Origin of the sequence: Nonomuraea pusilla (genome assembly GCF_900109355.1) — a bacterium.
In the GTDB taxonomy this organism is placed as follows: Bacteria; Actinomycetota; Actinomycetes; order Streptosporangiales; family Streptosporangiaceae; genus Nonomuraea; species Nonomuraea pusilla.
The window spans coordinates 22,248-37,514 of the sequence record NZ_FOBF01000003.1 but is presented as its reverse complement, the minus strand read 5'-3'; the positions used below and the strand labels follow the sequence as shown (position 1 = coordinate 37,514).

Below are 15,267 nucleotides of genomic sequence, written 5' to 3'. Positions count from 1 at the left end.
GCTCGTATGCGTATCAAGTCCGCTCTGGCGGCCGCGGCGGTGCTGGCGCTCGCCGCCGCGTGCGGCAGTGGAGGCGGCGGAGGCCAGTCGTCCTCCTCCTCGTCCTCCGCTCCCGGCGAGGCGGTGAAGCTGAACTTCCTCAGCCTGGCCTGGCAGAAGGAGTCGGTCGCCGCGAACAAGCAGATCGTGGACGACTGGAACAAGGCCAACCCCGGCATCCAGGTCACGTACGTGCAGGGGAGCTGGGACAACGTCAACGACCAGCTCGTCACCCAGTTCGCCGGCGGCACCGCCCCCGACGTCATCCACAACGAGTCGCCCGCGCTGTCCGGCTTCGCCGCCGACGGCTACCTGCTCGACCTCACCGGCAAGCTGCCGGCCGAGCTGAAGAGCGACATCCCGCAGCCCGCCTGGGACACCGTCACCTTCGACGACGGCAAGGGCGGCAACGGCGTCTACGGCGTGCCGTTCCTGCAGGAGTCGCAGGTCATCATCGCCAACAAGAAGCTGCTCGACGCCTCCGGCGTGCGCGTCCCGACCCCGGACAACCCGTGGACGTGGGACGAGTTCTCCGAGGCCGCCAAGAAGATGACCGCCAAGCGTCCCATCGTCACCTCCTCCAGCGGCTCCGGGACCGAGACGGGCCAGGGTTACGGCGTGGCCTGGGCGATGAAGTCGCCGGTCAACAAGACGCTCAACCTGGCGCTCAACTTCGGCGGCACGTTCTTCCAGACGGGCGCCGACGGCAAGACCACGGTCAAGGTCGGCCCCGAGGAGCGCGAGGTGCTCCAGCGCATCCACGACCAGCTCTACAAGGACAAGTCCGCCGACCCGGCCGCGCTCGGCCAGGGCACCGCGGACCCGCTGCCCGCCTTCTTCCAGGACAAGTTCGCGATGCTGCCCGCCGGCGTCTACCTGCGCCAGCAGGTCGCCGAGCAGGCGCCCAAGGGCTTCGAGTGGGTGACGCTGCCCGCGCCGAAGGGCACCACGGCCGAGCAGGGCGCCGTCTCGCAGACGCTGTCGATCGCGCAGGACAGCAAGCACCCGGACGAGGCCATGAAGTTCATCGCCTACTTCCTCAACGGTGAGAACCAGGCCAAGCTGGCCAAGGGCGACTGGCTGCTGCCCACCTCGCAGAAGGCCGCCGCCGACCCGTCGATCACCGGCAAGGAGAACGGCTGGGACGTCGCCACCGCCTCCGCCAAGAACCTGGTCGTGGCCCCCTTCCTCAAGGTGAAGGGCTTCGACGAGTGGAAGAGCAAGGTGGCCACGCCGGTGCTCCAGGAGTACTACGCCAACAAGATCAGCATCGACGACGTCGCCAAGCGGCTCGTCGAGGACGGCAACAAGGTTCTGGAGCGTTACCAGCGGTGATTCCGGTCAACGACAGGGCCCGGGGGTGCCTGCTCGGCCTGGCGGCCGGCGACGCCCTCGGCGCCCCTGCCGAGAACCTGACCCCGTCGCAGATCCGGCGGCGGTGGGGACGGCTCACCGAGATCGAGGGCGGCGGCACCGACGACACCGAGTACGCCGTCTTCGCCGCGTCCCTGCTCGTGCGGCACGGGCACGCGCTGACCCCGGCGCACGTCGCCGCCGCCTACCGCGAGGAGATCATCCCGTCGATCACGGGGCCGATGCGCGGCGCGGGCTTCTCCGAGCTGGGCACGGTCGAGGCGCTGCGCCGCGGCCTGGAGCCGCCGCTGACCGGGCTGGTCCACCAGCACGGCTGGTCGGACGGCCTGGCGATGCGGGCGGCCCCGTACGGGATCTTCTGCCCCGGCGACCCGGCCGAGGCGGCCCGCCTGGTGGAGCAGGACGGCATCGTCAGCCAGTCGGGCGAGGGCGTGCTCGGCGGCCGGGCGGTCGCCGCCGCCGTGGCCGCCGCGATGGGCGGCGCCGGACCTGAGGAGGCGGTGCGGGCGGCACTGTCCGCCGTGCCCGCCGACTCGTGGACCGCACGCAACCTCGCCCGCGCCCGCGACGTCGTCGCCGCCTCAGGACCGTCCGACGCGGCAGAGAACGACGCCGCCGATGCTCTCGTCGAGGCGCTGCACGAGGCCGTGGTCGTCAGGCACTACCCCTGGACCGACATCGCGCCCGAGGCCGTCGCCCTCGCGCTGGCCGCCGTCCTCGCGGGCGGCGGCGAAGTCGAGGCGTCGGTGACGTTCGGCGTGAGCCTCGGCAGGGACGCCGACACGATCGGCGCCATCGCCGGGGCCGTGACGGGCGCCATGCGCGGCGAGCGCGGCGTGCCCGCCCGCTGGGCCGAGCGGATCGGCCCCGTCACCGGCAAGTGCCTGCCGGTGGTGGCGGGCAGGCACGTCCTCGACGTCGCGGACGAGCTGGCACCGGGGCCACAGGAGGCCGGCGGGCCGCCGAGCAGGCCGGATCCCGCCGGAGAGCGGGCGAGAGGACGTTAGGACACGATGTCGGGGGAGAGAATCCGGGGGGCCTTCGCCGGGCTCGCCGTGGGCGACGCCGCGGGCTGGCCGGCGGCCAGGCACCGCGCGGCCCTGCACGCGCCCTGGAGCAGGAGGCTGCACCGCGAGCTCGACGCGTTCGCCGAGGAGCACCGCGTCACCACGCTGCCAGTGCCGTTCGCGCTCAACCAGCCCGTCGCGCCGCTGGCCGTCGGCCCGTCCGACGACGCCGAATGGCTCGCCTGGACGGCGCTCACGATCGGCACGCCGCGCGCCGACGCGTTCCGCGCGCTCGCGGGACGCGCCGAGATCAGGGCGCGCATCTCGGTCGCGACCGCGCTGGACAACCTGACCAAGGGGGTCGAACCGCCCGCGTCCGGGCACGACAACCCCCACCACTTCGACGACTCCGCCGCCGTGCGCGCCGTCGCGTACGGCGTGCTCGGGCGCGACCCCACGCAGGACGCGCAGGTGACGAACGCCGGCGACGGCCTGCTCGGCGCGCTCGCCATGGCCGCCGCCGTGTCCGAGGCGGTCGCCTCGGGCTCGGCCGCGTCGGCCGTCGAGGCGGCGCTCGCCGTGCTGCCCCGCGACACCGCGATCGGGCACAACGCCCGCGTCGCGCTCGACGCGGCCCGCGCCGCGGGCGACCCGTTCGGGGCCGTCCCCGCGCTCGACGCGGCGCTGCTCGACCACGTCTACAGCTACGGCGTGGGCGCCGCCCACACCGTGCCGGTCGCGCTCGCGCTGACGGCGGCGTCCGGAGGCGACCTGCGCGCCGCCGTGCCCGCCGCCGCCTGCCTGTCCACGCTGGCCGACTCGGCGCCCGCGCTGACCGGCGCGCTCACGGGAGCCTGCGGCGGCCTCGCCGCGATCCCGCCGGGCTGGGTGGCGGCCTCGCGCACGCTCGCCGGCTGCTGCCTGCCCGAGCTCGCGGGCACCGATCTCATCGAACTCACCGGCCGGTTCACGGCCGAAACCACGGGTGAATCCACGGGTGTATCTACGGAGGGAATCGCATGACGCCGCTTGAGGACAGGGCGACCGGCTGCGTGGCGGGGGCGGCGGTCGGCGACGCGCTGGGCGGCGCCACCGAGGGCTGGACCCCCGAGCAGATCGTGCGGCGGTACGGCGGCCAGGTCGAGGGCATCGTCCCGCCGTTCAACGAGGACTGGCGCAACGCCAGGCCCATCGCGCCGTACCACAAGGGCGACGGCCACATCACCGACGACACCCTCATGACGCACGCCCTCATCCGCGTGTACGAGAAGGCCGGCGGCCACCTGACCGCGTACGCGATGGCCGAGCACCTGGTGCCCGAGCTGATGGGCGAGCGGCGCTGGATCCCCGAGCTGGAGGCCGAGGCGCTGCCGCTCCAGCGGATCTTCCTGGCCGAGAAGTGGATCGTGGCCAGGTTGCACTACGGCCACGCCGACCCGCGCGAGGCCGGCGTCGGCAACATCGTCAACTGCGGCGCCGCCATGTACGTGGCGCCCGTCGGCATCGTCAACGCCGCCGACCCCGACGCCGCGTACGCCGAGGCCATCGACCTGACGGGCGCCCACCAGTCGAGCTACGGCAGGGAGGCGGCCGGCGTCATGGCCGCCGCCGTCGCCGAGGCCATGCGGCCGGGCGCGACCGCCGACTCCGTCGTCGCCGCCTGCCTGCGCCTCGCCAAGGACGGCACCAGGGCCGCGATCGAGGCGGTCTGCGAGGCCGCGTCCCGCTTCGGCCACTGGGACGGCTCGTTCGAGGCGCTGCGCGCCGCCGTCCGCCCGTACGACACCGTCGCCGACACCTACCGCGACCAGGGCCTCGGCGCGCGGCGGCCCAGCCGCGTCCACAGCATCGAGGAGCTGCCGCTGGCGCTCGGCTTCCTCGTCATCGCCAAGGGCGGCTACCGCGACACCGTGCTCGGCGGCGTGAACTACGGCCGCGACGCCGACTCGATCGCCTCCATGGGCGGCGCCATCGCGGGCGCGCTGAACGGGCTGCGGGCCGTGCCCGCCGAATGGGTCGAGCAGGTGGCGGCGGCCAGCCGTACCGACCTGGTCGCCCCGGGCCTGGCGATCGCCGAGGTGGCGCGCCGCGTCCACGCCGGCGACGTGGCCAGGCGGCGCGCCCACGAGGCGGCGTTCGCGGAGCTGGACGGCTGATGATCCGCCTCACCTGGGTGCAGCCCGAGGACCTGGTCGGGCACGAGCTCCGCCAGGCCGCCGAGGACGGCAGGGACGGCCCGGCCGTGCGCGACATCGCCGCGCGCTGGCACGCGGCCGGCGGGCACGACGCCCCGCCCCGCGCCGGCGCCTCCGAGCCGGGTGCCGCCGCGCTGCGGCCCCTGGCCGAACGGCTGCTGGACGAGCTGGCCGAGATCCCCTCGCCGCTGGACGAGCCGACCGGCCTGCCCGAGATCATCGCCGCCTGCCCCGACTGGCCGGCGCCCCCGGCCGCCCCGGTGCGTCCCGACCCCGCCAGGGTGCTGGGCGCCTGGCAGGGCCGGGCCGCCGGGTGCGTCCTCGGCAAGCCGGTGGAGAAGATCCCCCGCGAAGGCATCAGGGAGATCGCCGAGGCCACCGGGAACTGGCCCATCCAGGGCTGGTTCACCGCGCGCGGCCTGCCGGAGGACGTCGCCCGCCGCTGGCCATGGAACCGGCGCAGCGCCGTCAACTCGCTCGCCGAGAACATCGACGGCATCCCCGAGGACGACGACCTCAACTACCCGCTGCTCGCGCTGTCGGTGCTGGAGCGGCACGGCCGCGGCTTCACCACCGACGACGTGGCCAGGCTGTGGCTGGACGAGCTGCCCGCGGGCCGGACGTTCACGGCCGAGCGGGTCGCGTACCGCAACCTGCTCGACGGCGTGGAGCCGCCGCGCACCGCCACCCGCCGCAACCCGTTCCGCGAGTGGATCGGCGCCCTCATCAGGGCCGACGTGTACGGCTGGGTGAACCCGGGCGACCCCGCCACCGCCGCCGAGCACGCCTGGCGCGACGCCACGCTCACCCACACCGCCAACGGCGTCTACGGCGCGATGTTCGCGGCGGCCATGTGCGCCGCCTCGCTCGTCGCGGAGACCCCCGGCGAGGTGGTCGAGGCTGGCCTGTCGGTGGTGCCGCGCGGCTCCCGCCTGTACGACGCCGTACGCCGGGCCGCCGACGACGCCGACCGCGAGCCCGACTTCGAACGGGTGGTGGACCTCCTGCACGAGCGTCACGGCGCCCTGCACTGGGTGCACACGATCAACAACGCCGCCCTCGTCGCCGCGACGCTCGTCCACGGCAGGGGCGACTTCACCGCGACCGTCGCAGGAGCGGTGGCCGGCGGCTGGGACACCGACTCGGCGGGCGCCACGGCCGGCGCCGTCGCCGGGGCGCTCGGCGGCGGAGTGCCGGACCCGTGGCGGATACGTGACAGCCTCGCCAGTAGCCTGACCGGGTTCGATGGCGTGGGGCTCGGTGAGCTGGCCCGACGCACGCAGGAGAGGATGAGGCCATGATCTCAGTTTTCGGCAGCGCCAACATGGACCTCGTCGCGTACGTGGCCCAGGCCCCCAAACGCGGCGAGACCGTCACCGGTCACGGCTTCCGCACCGTGCCCGGGGGCAAGGGCGCCAACCAGGCCGTCGCCGCCGCCCGCGCGGGCGCGCCGGTGGCCTTCCTCGGCGCGGTCGGCGACGACGGGTTCGGCGCCGAGATGCGCGCCACGCTCTCCGCCGCCGGCGTGGACGTGCGCGGCCTGCGCGAGGTGCCCGGCCCCAGCGGCATCGCCCACATCGTGGTCGACGACGAGGGCGGCAACTCGATCATCGTCGTGCCCGGCGCGAACGGCGCCGTCACCGGGCCGTCCGAGGACGACGTGCGGACGATCGCCGCCTCGCAGGCGCTGCTCCTCCAGCTCGAACTGCCTCTGGAGGCCGTCGTGGCCGCCGCCCGCGCGGCCCGCGCCTCGGGGGTGCAGGTCGTCCTCACCCCCGCCCCCGCCCAGCCCCTGCCCGCCGAACTGCTCGACGCCGTCACCCTGATCGTCCCCAACGAGCACGAGGCCGTCGCCATCACCGCCGCCCCCGACCCGGACTCCGCTCTGGACGTGCTGCTCGAACGCGTCGAGGAGGTCGTCATCACCCTGGGCTCCGAGGGCGCGCTGTACGGCTCGCGCTCGGGCGAGCGGCTGCGGGTGCCCGCCCTCCCCGTCAGGGCGGTGGACACGACGGCCGCGGGCGACACGTTCGTCGGCGCGCTGGCGGTGGCCCGCGCCGAGGGCCTGCCTCCGGCGGAGGCGCTGCGCTTCGCGTCGGTCGCGGCGGCGCTGTCGGTGCAGCGCGAGGGCGCCAGCACCTCCATGCCCACCCGCGCCGAGATCGACGCCGCCCTCCTGATCTGACCCCGCCCCGCCGCCTGGTCTGACCCCGCCCGCCGCCTGGGACGAGCCCGTCCTCCCGCACCGCGCATCCCTGCGTCCCCATGAAGGGCGGGCGGGCCGCCCCCAGCGGGGCCGCCTCAGGCGGGGCGTCTCAGGCTCGGTCGTACCGGAGGAGGACGGCGCGCGAATCGAACGTGCGCGGCTCCGCCAGGCGCAGGTTCAGCCGCTCCGCGCGGGGCGGGAACGCGGGACGGCCCCCGCCCGGCACCACCGGGTGGTGGTACTCGCCGATCAGCCCGAGGGCGCCCAGCGCGCTCGCCAGGCGGGCTCCGCCGCGCAGCGGCATGTCCTGGGCGGGCCGCGCCTTGAGCTCGGCCACCTCCTCGGCCAGGTCGCCCCCGGCGAGCCTGGTGTTCCAGCCCGCCTCCCGCAGCGTCGTGGAGAACGCGATCTTCGCGGTCTCCCTCCAGACGGGCGCGAACGTCAGGTCGCGCGGGTCGTCCGGGATCGACTCGGCGTCCGGCCGGTGGCCGGACATCGCGGATCTTCTTCCGGGAGTTCTCGGACGCGGCCTCCGGGGCTTCGGCGGACGATGTCCGGGCAGGTGGAGGGCATGAGCGAACCAACCGAGGACCTGCCGGAGGCGGTCGGAGGCGTGGAGGGGGAGAGCGACGTCGTGGCGGAACGCGCGGGCTGCGAGACGCGGAGGACCCGCCGCCCCGTCCCGGCCGACCTCCCGGACGAGCTCGACCACGAGCCGGGCGAGGCTCGGGCGGCGGAGGAACGCAGGGCAGAGGAACGCAGGGCGGAGGAGGCCGCCGCGCGCGGGGAGCAGCCCGAGGACGAGGTGATCCGCCCCGACGCCGGCCCGACCGGCTGACTTCGACCGGCTGGCTCCGGCCGCCTGACTTCGACCGGCTGGCTCCGGCCGGCTGGCTCCGGCCGTGCGCCGACGACGCTGATCTCGGCCCGCGCTCAGGCGCGGTGCAGGTGGGCGAGGGTCTGCTCCAGTTCCTCCTGGAGGACGGCTCCGGCCGCCTCGGCGTCGCCGCGCCTGATCGCGTCCACCAGCGCGGCGTGGGCATCCTGGCCAGGGGCGGCGTCGTGGGCGCGGAGCCCCAGCAGCTGGACCAGGTCGACGAGCCGTTCCCGCAGCAGGGGCGCGAACTCGGCGAACAGGCCGTCGAGGACGGGGTTGCCCGCCGCCGCCACGACGGCCGCGTGCAGCGCGACATCGGCGTCGACGAAGGCCGCGTCCCCCTCGCTGGCCGCTCTGCCGCGCGCCTCCAGCGCGGCTTCCAGGGCCGCGACGTCCTCGGCGGTGCGCCGGGCCGCGGCCAGCCTGGCGGCCTGGGTCTCGACCATCACGCGGACCTCGTACACGTCGGTGATGGCGGCGCGGCGCAGCCGGGCGGGCCAGTCATCGGCGGGGCGGTCGGCGATCACGTACACGCCGGAGCCCTGTCTGGCCTGCACGAGGCCGGCGCCCGCGAGCGCCCGCAGCGCCTCGCGCACGGTCGAGCGGCCCACCCCCAGGGTCGCGGCCAGCGCGTTCTCGCCCGGCAGGCGGGTGCCGACGGGCCAGTGGCCGTCGGTGATCTGCTCGCGCAGGTGCCGGGTGGCCTGCTCGACGAGCGGGCTGGGACGGAGGGCGCCGAGGGGCATCGAAACCTCTCAGGTTGTCTGAGGACCTGTGATGTGGTTAGTGTAGCCGCCATGTCGTCGCGGGCTCTCCTTCTCGGCCGCCGCGGCGGGGCCTGACCGGACCGGCACCCCGCCGCGGTGCCGAGCTGTCCCCGCCGGTCCTCCCGGCCCTGAGCCCCGCGACCGGACGCCACCCCGCGGCCGGTCGCCCCCACGAGGAGGAGACCCGTGCACCACTGGAACAGGCAGCGCCCGAGCGGCATGCCGTACCACCGCTACCGTCCCGCCCACGAGCGGGTCGAGCTGCCGCTCGCCGAGCGCGCCTGGCCCGCGCGCCGCATCACCCAGGCCCCGCTGTGGGTGCCCGTGGACCTGCGCGACGGCAACCAGGCCCTGGCCGAGCCGATGGACCCCGCCCGCAAGCGCCTCATGTTCGACCTCATGACCCGCATCGGCTTCAAGGAGATCGAGATCGGCTACCCCTCGGCCAGCCGCCTCGACCACGACTTCGTCAGGGAGCTGGCCGCGCCCGGCGCCGTGCCCGACGACGTGACCGTGGTCGTGTTCACCGCCGCCAGGGACGACCTCATCGACCGCACCTTCGCCTCCATCGAGGGCATCCCGCGCGCCGTCGTCCACCTGTACACCGCGACCGCGCCCACCTGGCGCGACGTCGTCCTCGGACAGGACAGGCAGGAGCTGCGCGGCACCATCCTGCGCGCCGCCTCCCGGATGGCGCGGCTGGCGGAGGGCAGGCCGGTGCGCTTCGAGTTCTCGCCCGAGGTCTTCAACCTCACCGAACCCGACTACGTCCTGGAGGTCTGCAACGCGCTGACCGCCCTCTGGGACGCCGCCCCCGACCGCCCCGTGATCCACAACCTGCCCGCCACCGTCGAGATCGCCACCCCCAACGTGTACGCCGACCAGATCGAGTACATGCACCGCCACCTGGACCGCCGCGACGCGGTCATCCTGTCCGTGCACCCGCACAACGACAGGGGCACCGGCGTGGCCTGCGCCGAGCTGGCCGTGCTGGCCGGGGCGCAGCGGGTGGAGGGCTGCCTGTTCGGCAACGGCGAGCGCACCGGCAACGTCGACCTGGCCACGCTGGCGCTCAACCTCTACGCCCAGGGCGTCGACCCGATGATCGACTTCTCGGACATCGACGGCGTCAGGCGCGTCGTCGAGCACTGCAACCGCCTGCCGGTGCCCGAGCGCCACCCGTACGTGGGCGACCTCGTCCACACCGCCTTCTCCGGCACCCACCAGGACGCCATCAGCAAGGGTCTCGCCCACCACGCCAAGCGCGCCGCCGAGCTGGGCGTGCCGCCGGAGCAGGCGCCGTGGGACGTGCCGTACCTGCCGATCGACCCCGCCGACGTGGGCCGCGACTACCAGGCCGTGATCCGCGTCAACAGCCAGTCGGGCAAGGGCGGCATCGCGTACCTGCTGCGCACCCGGTACGGGCTGGAGCTGCCGCGCCGCCTGCAGATCGACTTCTCCGCCGTCGTGCAGCAGGCCACCGACGACACCGGCGCCGAGGTGACCGCCGAGGAGCTGTGGCGGCTCTTCCACGCCACGTACGTCACGCCGGGCGAGCGGTTCCCGCCCGGGCCGTGGCGCGTCGAGGAGGACACGCCCGGGGTGCACGCGTGCACCGCGGACCTGCCCTCGGGCCGCCACCTGCACGGCACCGGCGACGGCCCGCTGCCCGCCGTGGCGGCCGCGCTCGCCGCCGGTGGCACGCCCGTGGACGTCATCACCCACGCGGAGCAGCCGCCCGCGCCGGAACGGGACGGCAGCGCCGTCGCGTACGTCGAGGCCAGGGTGGACGGCGCCACGTACTGGGGAGCGGGACTGGCCGCCACACCCGCGGAGGCGTCGGCCCGCGCCCTACTGGCCGCCACGGCCCGCGCGGAACCCCGCAGCACCACATGACCGGCCTGGCGGGAACCCGCAGCGCCGTTTGACCGGTCGCGCGGGAACTCGTGGCGCCGTTTGACCGGTCGCGTGGGAAACGGGGCCGTTGAGCCCGGCCAGCGCCTCAGCCGGCCCCTCAGTCAGCCCTCGGCCGGCCCCTCGGACTGCCTCTTGGCCGGGGGCGGCGGGGCGGCGGGGAGCGCGGCGTCCAGCACGGGGAGCCCGGTGTCCAGCACCAGGCCGACCGCGCCCGCCGCGCCCGCCGCGACCTGGCCGGCCGTGCGGGGGCGGCGGTGCGGGGCCGGACGAAGACGCCCGCGTCGTCGGCCACCGCCGAGGTGATCGCGCCCGCCAGCGACGCGAACCCCGGGTACGGGATGAGCGTCACCGCGTCGGCGGCCAGCGGGCTGCCCCGGTCGAGGTACGCCTCCGCGTACGCCGCCATGGCGCCGCCCGCCCCGCCGCGCCCGGCGTCGAGCACCAACGGCGCGCCGCACTCCCGCAGCCCCGCGACGGCTCGTTCCAGAACGGCGACGCCCCGGCTGCCCCAGCGCTCGTAGCACGCCGCGTGCGGCTCGACCACCGCCGCCACGTCGCCCACCGCGTCGATCACGGTGCGGCTGAAGCGTTCGAGACCGGCGGGGGAGTCGTCGAGGCCCCAGGCGGCCGGCAGCGCGGGAGCGGGTTCGAGCCCCACGCACAGGGGCCCGTGCTTGCCGAGCCTGTCACGCAGGCGCCTCCCGAACGACTCGTCCATCCCCGGCCCCCTCACGACCGTAGGCAGACCAGCTCCCGCCCGCCCGTGGCACCGGGTTTCCGTCCCACCCGATATGGGACGGCTCGTCTTCCCGCCCGGCGCCCCGGGGTAGATCACGGGCATGTACGAGATCGCCCACCGTGTGCTGAGCCTGCGCACCGACCCGCCGCGTGACGTCGTCGTCACCCTCGGCGTGCCCTACGAGGAGCCGACGGGCGAGTGGTCGTGCCCGTACCGGATCGACGGGCTCGCGGGGTGGGAGCACGAGCGCAAGGTCACCGGGCCCGACTCGCTCCAGGCGCTGGAGCTGGCGCTGGCGGTGACGCGGGCGGCGCTCGCCGGGTCGCACGAGGCCCGTGAGGGCCTGCTCGTCTGGGAGGAGCCGCCGCCGGGCGGCCGGCCCCAGACGGTGTACGTCACGCTGGACAGGCGGCATGACGTCGCCTACATCGCGATGAAGCATGAAATCGCGCCAGGTGAGGCGCTTCGCCGGGCGGCGGTGGAGGACGTCGTGCTGGAGTTCGGCGAGTCCGGACGGCTCCTCGGCCTGGAGCTGCTCAACGCCGCCACCCTCCTGCCACCCGAACTACGCGTCTGAGCGACCGGCAGCGAACAGGAGGCGAGCCGGCACCCCAAGCACCAAGCACCCGAGCACCGAGCACCACGGGCCGGGCGCGTGTGAAGGCGGTCAGCGGGAGGTGAGCCACCGCCAGCGGGGGAGTTCCAGCACGGCCGACACCGCGGCCAGCACCGACACGGCGACGGCCGCCGCCGTGGGCCACGCGGCCCACGAGGCCGCCACCGCCGCCACGAGTTGCAGCACCACCAGCGCGATCGTCACGTACCCGGGCACGGCGACGAGGACGTTCCGCTTGTCGCCCGGCGTGGCGAACACCGTCGGCAGGCCGATCAGCACCACGACGGACAGCACCGCCAGCGCCACGCTGTGCGGGGCGAGCGCCCAGGGGGTGGCCACCCAGGCCACCAGCTCGGTGGCAAAGCGGAACACGGACGGGACGCGATCGTCCGGACGGTCATTGGAGGACACCGGGGCACCTTACACCCGGACACAACGGGGCATACTCGGCAGCGTGACGCCTCGCATCGTGGCCACCGACCTCGACGGGACCCTCCTGTCGTCCACGGGCGCGATCACCCCGCGCACCCGGGACGCGCTCGGCCGCGCCGCGTCCGGGGGAGCGGAGATCGTCTTCGTCACGGCGAGGCCGCCTCGCGCCGTCCGCGCCGTGGCCGTGCAGGCGGGCGTCGCCGGCACCGCGATCTGCAGCAACGGCGCCATCCTGTACGACCTCGCGACCGGCGACGTCGCCGCCGCGCACACGCTCGCCCCCGACCTCGGCGCCCGGATCGCCGAGACCCTGGCCACTGCGCTGCCCGGCGTGGCGTTCGCCGTCGAGACCGGCTGGGAGGTGCTGGCCGAGGCCCGGTACACCCTCCACCAGGAGGACCTCTTCCGCCGCGTCCCGTCCGCGTGCGGCGCGGGGGAGCCGATCGTCAAGCTGCTCGCCAGGTCGGCGGCGCACACGTCCGACGAGATGCTGGCCGCGGCGACGGCCGCCGTCGGCGGCCTGGCCGAGATCACCCACTCGGGCGTCGCCGGGCTGCTGGAGATCAGCGCCGCCGGCGTGACGAAGGCCGGGACCCTCGGCCGCCTGTGCGCCGAGCGGGGCGTCGCGCCCCACGAGGTGGTGGCGTTCGGCGACATGCCGAACGACCTCGCCGTCCTCGCCTTCGCCGGAGCCGGGTACGCCATGGCCAACGCCCACCACCTCGTCCTGGCCGGGGCCGCGTTCCGGACCCTGTCGAACGACGAGGACGGCGTGGCCGTCGTGCTGGAGCGGCTGTTCGGCTGAGGGGTGCCGGGCCCGCCCCGGGGTAGGGGCCCCGATATGGGACCGATCGTCATCCAGCGCGTCTACGACAAGGAGCCGGTGCGGGGCACGGTGTTCCTCGTGGACCGCATGTGGCCGCGCGGCATCCGCAAGGACGACCTGCGCCTCGACGGGTGGGCCCGCGACGTCGCGCCGTCGTCGGAGCTGCGGCTGTGGTTCGGCCACCGGCCCGAGCGGTTCGAGGCGTTCGCCGAGCGGTACCGGGCCGAGCTCGCCGACCGGCCGGAGGTTGTGCGCCCGCTGCTCGACGCCGCGAGGAAGGGCCGCGTCACCCTCCTGTACGGCGCCAAGGACACCGAGCACAACCAGGCCGTCGTGCTACGCGACTGGCTGGAGGAACAGGCCGCCCACGCCACGTGACCCGCGGCACGTCACCAGGACCAGGCCGCGACTGCGGCGGGCGGCACGCTCGGGAAGCCCTCCCGCCTTCGGGAGAGCCGCCGTCCCAAGCGCGCCCCCGACTCAGGCGGGCGGGTGACACAAGCGAGCCTTCGGCTCGGCCAGGGCCGGTTCAGGCGCGCCCCTGGCTCCAAGGAGGCTGCCTGGCTCCGGCGCCTGTACGGAGTTGAGATCAGGGGGATTCACCTCCGCTCCGGCCTCCGACCCCGGGAGGTCATCGCCGTGGCATGGGCAGACCTCACCGTCGGCGCCGCCCCGCACCGGCCCCGCGAGGTGTGCGATGGGGGCGCAGTGAAGATCGGCGGCGCGGGCGGCGCCGGGCCGCATCGAGCGGGGGTGCTTCCGGCGGCGAGGAAGGGGCTCCCGCGTCAACGGGGAGCCCGTTCCAAGGGCCGCCTGGTGAGACGTCAGTACGGAATGCAGATTGCCAGGGCGGGCTGCGCGAGTACGACGGCGGCGGCGATGCCGGCCATGAGCGTGATGACGACCTTCCGCATGGAACCTCCTTGATGGTGGGTGATCGACGTCCCGGGACCTGGTACCAACATACACAGTTTCAGAGCGCGCGCTCTATTATTGTGCTGGGCATGCCTTTCCCGTTGAAGGAGGCGACGGCGCGGCGCCCCCCGCACCGCCGCGTACACCGCGGAGGAGCGTGCGTGGTTCTGGTGGGGGTGGGGGTTTCATGAGGGGCGTTCGGCCCGGGGAGGCGTGGGGGAGGCGATGGTCTCCTCCTCCCAGCGGTCCTGTGCCGCCAGCACCTCGTCGGCGTGCTCGAAGGCCCACGCGCCGAACGTCTCGATCGGCGCGAGCAGGCTGCGGCCCAGACCGGTCAGCGCGTACTCCACCCGGGGCGGCGCCTCCGCGTACGCGTGCCGCTCGACCAGCCCGTTGAACTCCAGCCGTCGCAGCGTCTCGGTCAGCACCTTGTGGCTGATGCCGCCGATCTGCCCGCGCAGCTCGCCCGGACGGCGCGGCCCGTGCCTGAGCGACCACACGACGACCGCGTTCCAGGTGTTGGCGAGCAGGTCGAAGGCCAGCCTGGCCTGGCAGTCGGCGAGGAACACCGGAACCCTCCGTTAGGCACCGATCGGTGCGTGACGCGCTTCCTACAGTCCTCCTATCAGTAAAGCCCCTTCACGGGGACCTCTCGAATGTCAGGAGGACACGGATGCGCATCGGCATCCTGGGCGCGGGCGGCATGGCGGACGCGCTCGGCACCCAGTGGATCAGAGCGGGCCACGAGGTCATGGTCGCAGGCCGCGACCCCCGCAGGACGGCGGAGCGGGCCGCCGCCATGGGAGCGAGGCCGGGGACGTTCGCGCAGGCCGCCGCGTTCGGCGACGTCGCGGTTGCTGCGGTGCTCGCGCAGGCCGCGCCGGACGTCCTGGAGGCGGCGGGCCCGGCCCTGCGCGGCAAGCCGCTCATCGACGTGATGAACGCCCCCGGAGTCCCCGACCGGTATGACGCCGCTCAGCCACTGGCCCAGACGGTGTCCCGGCTCACGGGCGCTCACGTGGTTAAGGCTTTCAACCTGTGCCATGTGGACGTCTGGCGCATGACCCCGCCCGCCTTCGACGGGCGGCCCGTCGCCGTCCCGCTGTGCGGCGACGATCCCGCGGCGCTGGAGGCGGCCCGCACGCTCGTGTCCGACCTCGGCTGCACGCCGCTGCACGCGGGCCGCCTGGACCGGGCGGCGCTGCTGGAGGCGACGGCGGCGTTCGTCATCGGCCTGTGGTTCGCCGGCGCGGACGCCCAGGCCATCCTGCCCCCACTGACCGCCCCAGCACGCTGAGCCCCGCACGCGCCTGACGGTGGCGCTGCCGTCGGCCGCCTTCCTGGGGCGCTGGGGCCC

At 74.8% G+C, this 15,267-nt stretch carries 17 protein-coding genes; 12 read left to right on the top strand and 5 right to left on the bottom strand.

Annotated elements, in window-relative coordinates; all coding sequences use genetic code 11:
- Window positions 1-6: 6 nt before the first annotated feature.
- The 6 genes from BMX74_RS06155 to rbsK are packed head-to-tail and all read left to right on the top strand — an operon-like array spanning window position 7 to window position 6,800.
- Window positions 7-1,374: an ABC transporter substrate-binding protein gene (locus BMX74_RS06155; RefSeq protein ID WP_091098977.1), complete on the top strand. Its 1,368-nt coding sequence runs from the start codon at window positions 7-9 to the stop codon at window positions 1,372-1,374.
- A complete protein-coding gene (locus tag BMX74_RS06150; protein ID WP_091098975.1) occupies window positions 1,371-2,420 on the top strand; it encodes an ADP-ribosylglycohydrolase family protein in 1,050 nt (349 codons plus the stop codon). Before BMX74_RS06155 ends, BMX74_RS06150 begins: the two co-directional genes overlap by 4 nt.
- Window positions 2,421-2,426: 6 nt before the next feature.
- Window positions 2,427-3,443, top strand: a complete 1,017-nt coding sequence (locus tag BMX74_RS06145; protein WP_091098973.1) for an ADP-ribosylglycohydrolase family protein — start codon at window positions 2,427-2,429, stop codon at window positions 3,441-3,443.
- Window positions 3,440-4,576: an ADP-ribosylglycohydrolase family protein gene (locus BMX74_RS06140; RefSeq protein WP_091098971.1), complete on the top strand. Its 1,137-nt coding sequence runs from the start codon at window positions 3,440-3,442 to the stop codon at window positions 4,574-4,576. Before BMX74_RS06145 ends, BMX74_RS06140 begins: the two co-directional genes overlap by 4 nt.
- Complete coding sequence (locus BMX74_RS06135) at window positions 4,576-5,916, top strand: ADP-ribosylglycohydrolase family protein (RefSeq protein ID WP_091098969.1); 1,341 nt, start codon at window positions 4,576-4,578, stop codon at window positions 5,914-5,916. The genes BMX74_RS06140 and BMX74_RS06135 overlap by 1 nt, the downstream gene beginning before the upstream one ends.
- A complete protein-coding gene (gene rbsK / locus BMX74_RS06130; protein WP_091098966.1) occupies window positions 5,913-6,800 on the top strand; it encodes a ribokinase in 888 nt (295 codons plus the stop codon). The genes BMX74_RS06135 and rbsK overlap by 4 nt, the downstream gene beginning before the upstream one ends.
- Before the next feature lie 130 nt (window positions 6,801-6,930).
- Here rbsK and BMX74_RS06125 read toward each other — a convergent pair whose 3' ends face one another.
- Window positions 6,931-7,317, bottom strand: coding sequence for a dihydrofolate reductase family protein (locus BMX74_RS06125; protein ID WP_091098964.1), 387 nt, complete (start codon window positions 7,315-7,317; stop codon window positions 6,931-6,933).
- Window positions 7,318-7,392: 75 nt separating this feature from the next.
- Here BMX74_RS06125 and BMX74_RS06120 point away from each other — a divergent pair, with 75 nt between their 5' ends.
- Entirely contained in the window at window positions 7,393-7,659 is a 267-nt protein-coding gene (locus BMX74_RS06120; protein ID WP_143078570.1) for a hypothetical protein, read from the top strand.
- 95 nt (window positions 7,660-7,754) lie between these two features.
- On the opposite strand, the gene BMX74_RS06115 is transcribed toward BMX74_RS06120, so the two are convergent.
- Window positions 7,755-8,444: a FadR/GntR family transcriptional regulator gene (locus BMX74_RS06115; protein ID WP_091098958.1), complete on the bottom strand. Its 690-nt coding sequence runs from the start codon at window positions 8,442-8,444 to the stop codon at window positions 7,755-7,757.
- Window positions 8,445-8,684: 240 nt separating this feature from the next.
- Here BMX74_RS06115 and BMX74_RS06110 point away from each other — a divergent pair, with 240 nt between their 5' ends.
- The gene (locus tag BMX74_RS06110) at window positions 8,685-10,361 is read left to right on the top strand and encodes a 2-isopropylmalate synthase (protein ID WP_055506298.1); all 1,677 of its coding nucleotides are present in this window, start codon (window positions 8,685-8,687) and stop codon (window positions 10,359-10,361) included.
- Window positions 10,362-10,479: 118 nt separating this feature from the next.
- Here the strand turns inward: BMX74_RS06110 and pyrF are convergent, their stop codons facing one another.
- Complete coding sequence (gene pyrF, locus BMX74_RS06105; protein WP_091098957.1) at window positions 10,480-11,100, bottom strand: orotidine-5'-phosphate decarboxylase; 621 nt, start codon at window positions 11,098-11,100, stop codon at window positions 10,480-10,482.
- 121 nt (window positions 11,101-11,221) lie between these two features.
- Here pyrF and BMX74_RS06100 point away from each other — a divergent pair, with 121 nt between their 5' ends.
- The gene (locus tag BMX74_RS06100) at window positions 11,222-11,698 is read left to right on the top strand and encodes a DUF2283 domain-containing protein (protein ID WP_082535270.1); all 477 of its coding nucleotides are present in this window, start codon (window positions 11,222-11,224) and stop codon (window positions 11,696-11,698) included.
- Between the two features lie 90 nt (window positions 11,699-11,788).
- Here the strand turns inward: BMX74_RS06100 and BMX74_RS06095 are convergent, their stop codons facing one another.
- Window positions 11,789-12,148, bottom strand: a complete 360-nt coding sequence (locus BMX74_RS06095) for a hypothetical protein (RefSeq protein WP_055505614.1) — start codon at window positions 12,146-12,148, stop codon at window positions 11,789-11,791.
- A gap of 43 nt (window positions 12,149-12,191) precedes the next feature.
- On the opposite strand from BMX74_RS06095, the gene BMX74_RS06090 reads away from it, so the two are divergent.
- Both BMX74_RS06090 and BMX74_RS06085 read left to right on the top strand, forming a co-directional pair.
- The gene (locus BMX74_RS06090; protein WP_201784671.1) at window positions 12,192-12,974 is read left to right on the top strand and encodes an HAD family hydrolase; all 783 of its coding nucleotides are present in this window, start codon (window positions 12,192-12,194) and stop codon (window positions 12,972-12,974) included.
- A gap of 36 nt (window positions 12,975-13,010) precedes the next feature.
- Window positions 13,011-13,373, top strand: a complete 363-nt coding sequence (locus BMX74_RS06085) for a DUF488 domain-containing protein (RefSeq protein WP_055505613.1) — start codon at window positions 13,011-13,013, stop codon at window positions 13,371-13,373.
- A gap of 722 nt (window positions 13,374-14,095) precedes the next feature.
- Here BMX74_RS06085 and BMX74_RS06080 read toward each other — a convergent pair.
- On the bottom strand, window positions 14,096-14,479 hold the full coding sequence (locus tag BMX74_RS06080; protein ID WP_091098954.1) for a winged helix-turn-helix transcriptional regulator: 384 nt from the start codon (window positions 14,477-14,479) through the stop codon (window positions 14,096-14,098).
- 104 nt (window positions 14,480-14,583) lie between these two features.
- On the opposite strand from BMX74_RS06080, the gene BMX74_RS06075 reads away from it, so the two are divergent.
- Window positions 14,584-15,207, top strand: coding sequence for an NADPH-dependent F420 reductase (locus tag BMX74_RS06075; protein WP_091098953.1), 624 nt, complete (start codon window positions 14,584-14,586; stop codon window positions 15,205-15,207).
- The last annotated feature ends 60 nt before the right edge of the window (window positions 15,208-15,267 follow it).

What these genes read in the sequence shown, in the direction of transcription:
- BMX74_RS06100 (WP_082535270.1), top strand. Translation starts at nt 11,222, where the DNA reads ATGTACGAGATCGCCCACCGTGTGCTGAGCCTGCGCACCGACCCGCCG.
- BMX74_RS06085 (WP_055505613.1), top strand. Translation starts at nt 13,011, where the DNA reads ATGGGACCGATCGTCATCCAGCGCGTCTACGACAAGGAGCCGGTGCGG.
- pyrF (WP_091098957.1), bottom strand. Translation starts at nt 11,100, where the DNA reads ATGGACGAGTCGTTCGGGAGGCGCCTGCGTGACAGGCTCGGCAAGCAC.
- BMX74_RS06120 (WP_143078570.1), top strand. Translation starts at nt 7,393, where the DNA reads ATGAGCGAACCAACCGAGGACCTGCCGGAGGCGGTCGGAGGCGTGGAG.
- BMX74_RS06155 (WP_091098977.1), top strand. Translation starts at nt 7, where the DNA reads ATGCGTATCAAGTCCGCTCTGGCGGCCGCGGCGGTGCTGGCGCTCGCC.
- rbsK (WP_091098966.1), top strand. Translation starts at nt 5,913, where the DNA reads ATGATCTCAGTTTTCGGCAGCGCCAACATGGACCTCGTCGCGTACGTG.
- BMX74_RS06075 (WP_091098953.1), top strand. Translation starts at nt 14,584, where the DNA reads ATGCGCATCGGCATCCTGGGCGCGGGCGGCATGGCGGACGCGCTCGGC.
- BMX74_RS06115 (WP_091098958.1), bottom strand. Translation starts at nt 8,444, where the DNA reads ATGCCCCTCGGCGCCCTCCGTCCCAGCCCGCTCGTCGAGCAGGCCACC.
- BMX74_RS06125 (WP_091098964.1), bottom strand. Translation starts at nt 7,317, where the DNA reads ATGTCCGGCCACCGGCCGGACGCCGAGTCGATCCCGGACGACCCGCGC.
- BMX74_RS06145 (WP_091098973.1), top strand. Translation starts at nt 2,427, where the DNA reads ATGTCGGGGGAGAGAATCCGGGGGGCCTTCGCCGGGCTCGCCGTGGGC.
- BMX74_RS06140 (WP_091098971.1), top strand. Translation starts at nt 3,440, where the DNA reads ATGACGCCGCTTGAGGACAGGGCGACCGGCTGCGTGGCGGGGGCGGCG.
- BMX74_RS06110 (WP_055506298.1), top strand. Translation starts at nt 8,685, where the DNA reads ATGCCGTACCACCGCTACCGTCCCGCCCACGAGCGGGTCGAGCTGCCG.
- BMX74_RS06135 (WP_091098969.1), top strand. Translation starts at nt 4,576, where the DNA reads ATGATCCGCCTCACCTGGGTGCAGCCCGAGGACCTGGTCGGGCACGAG.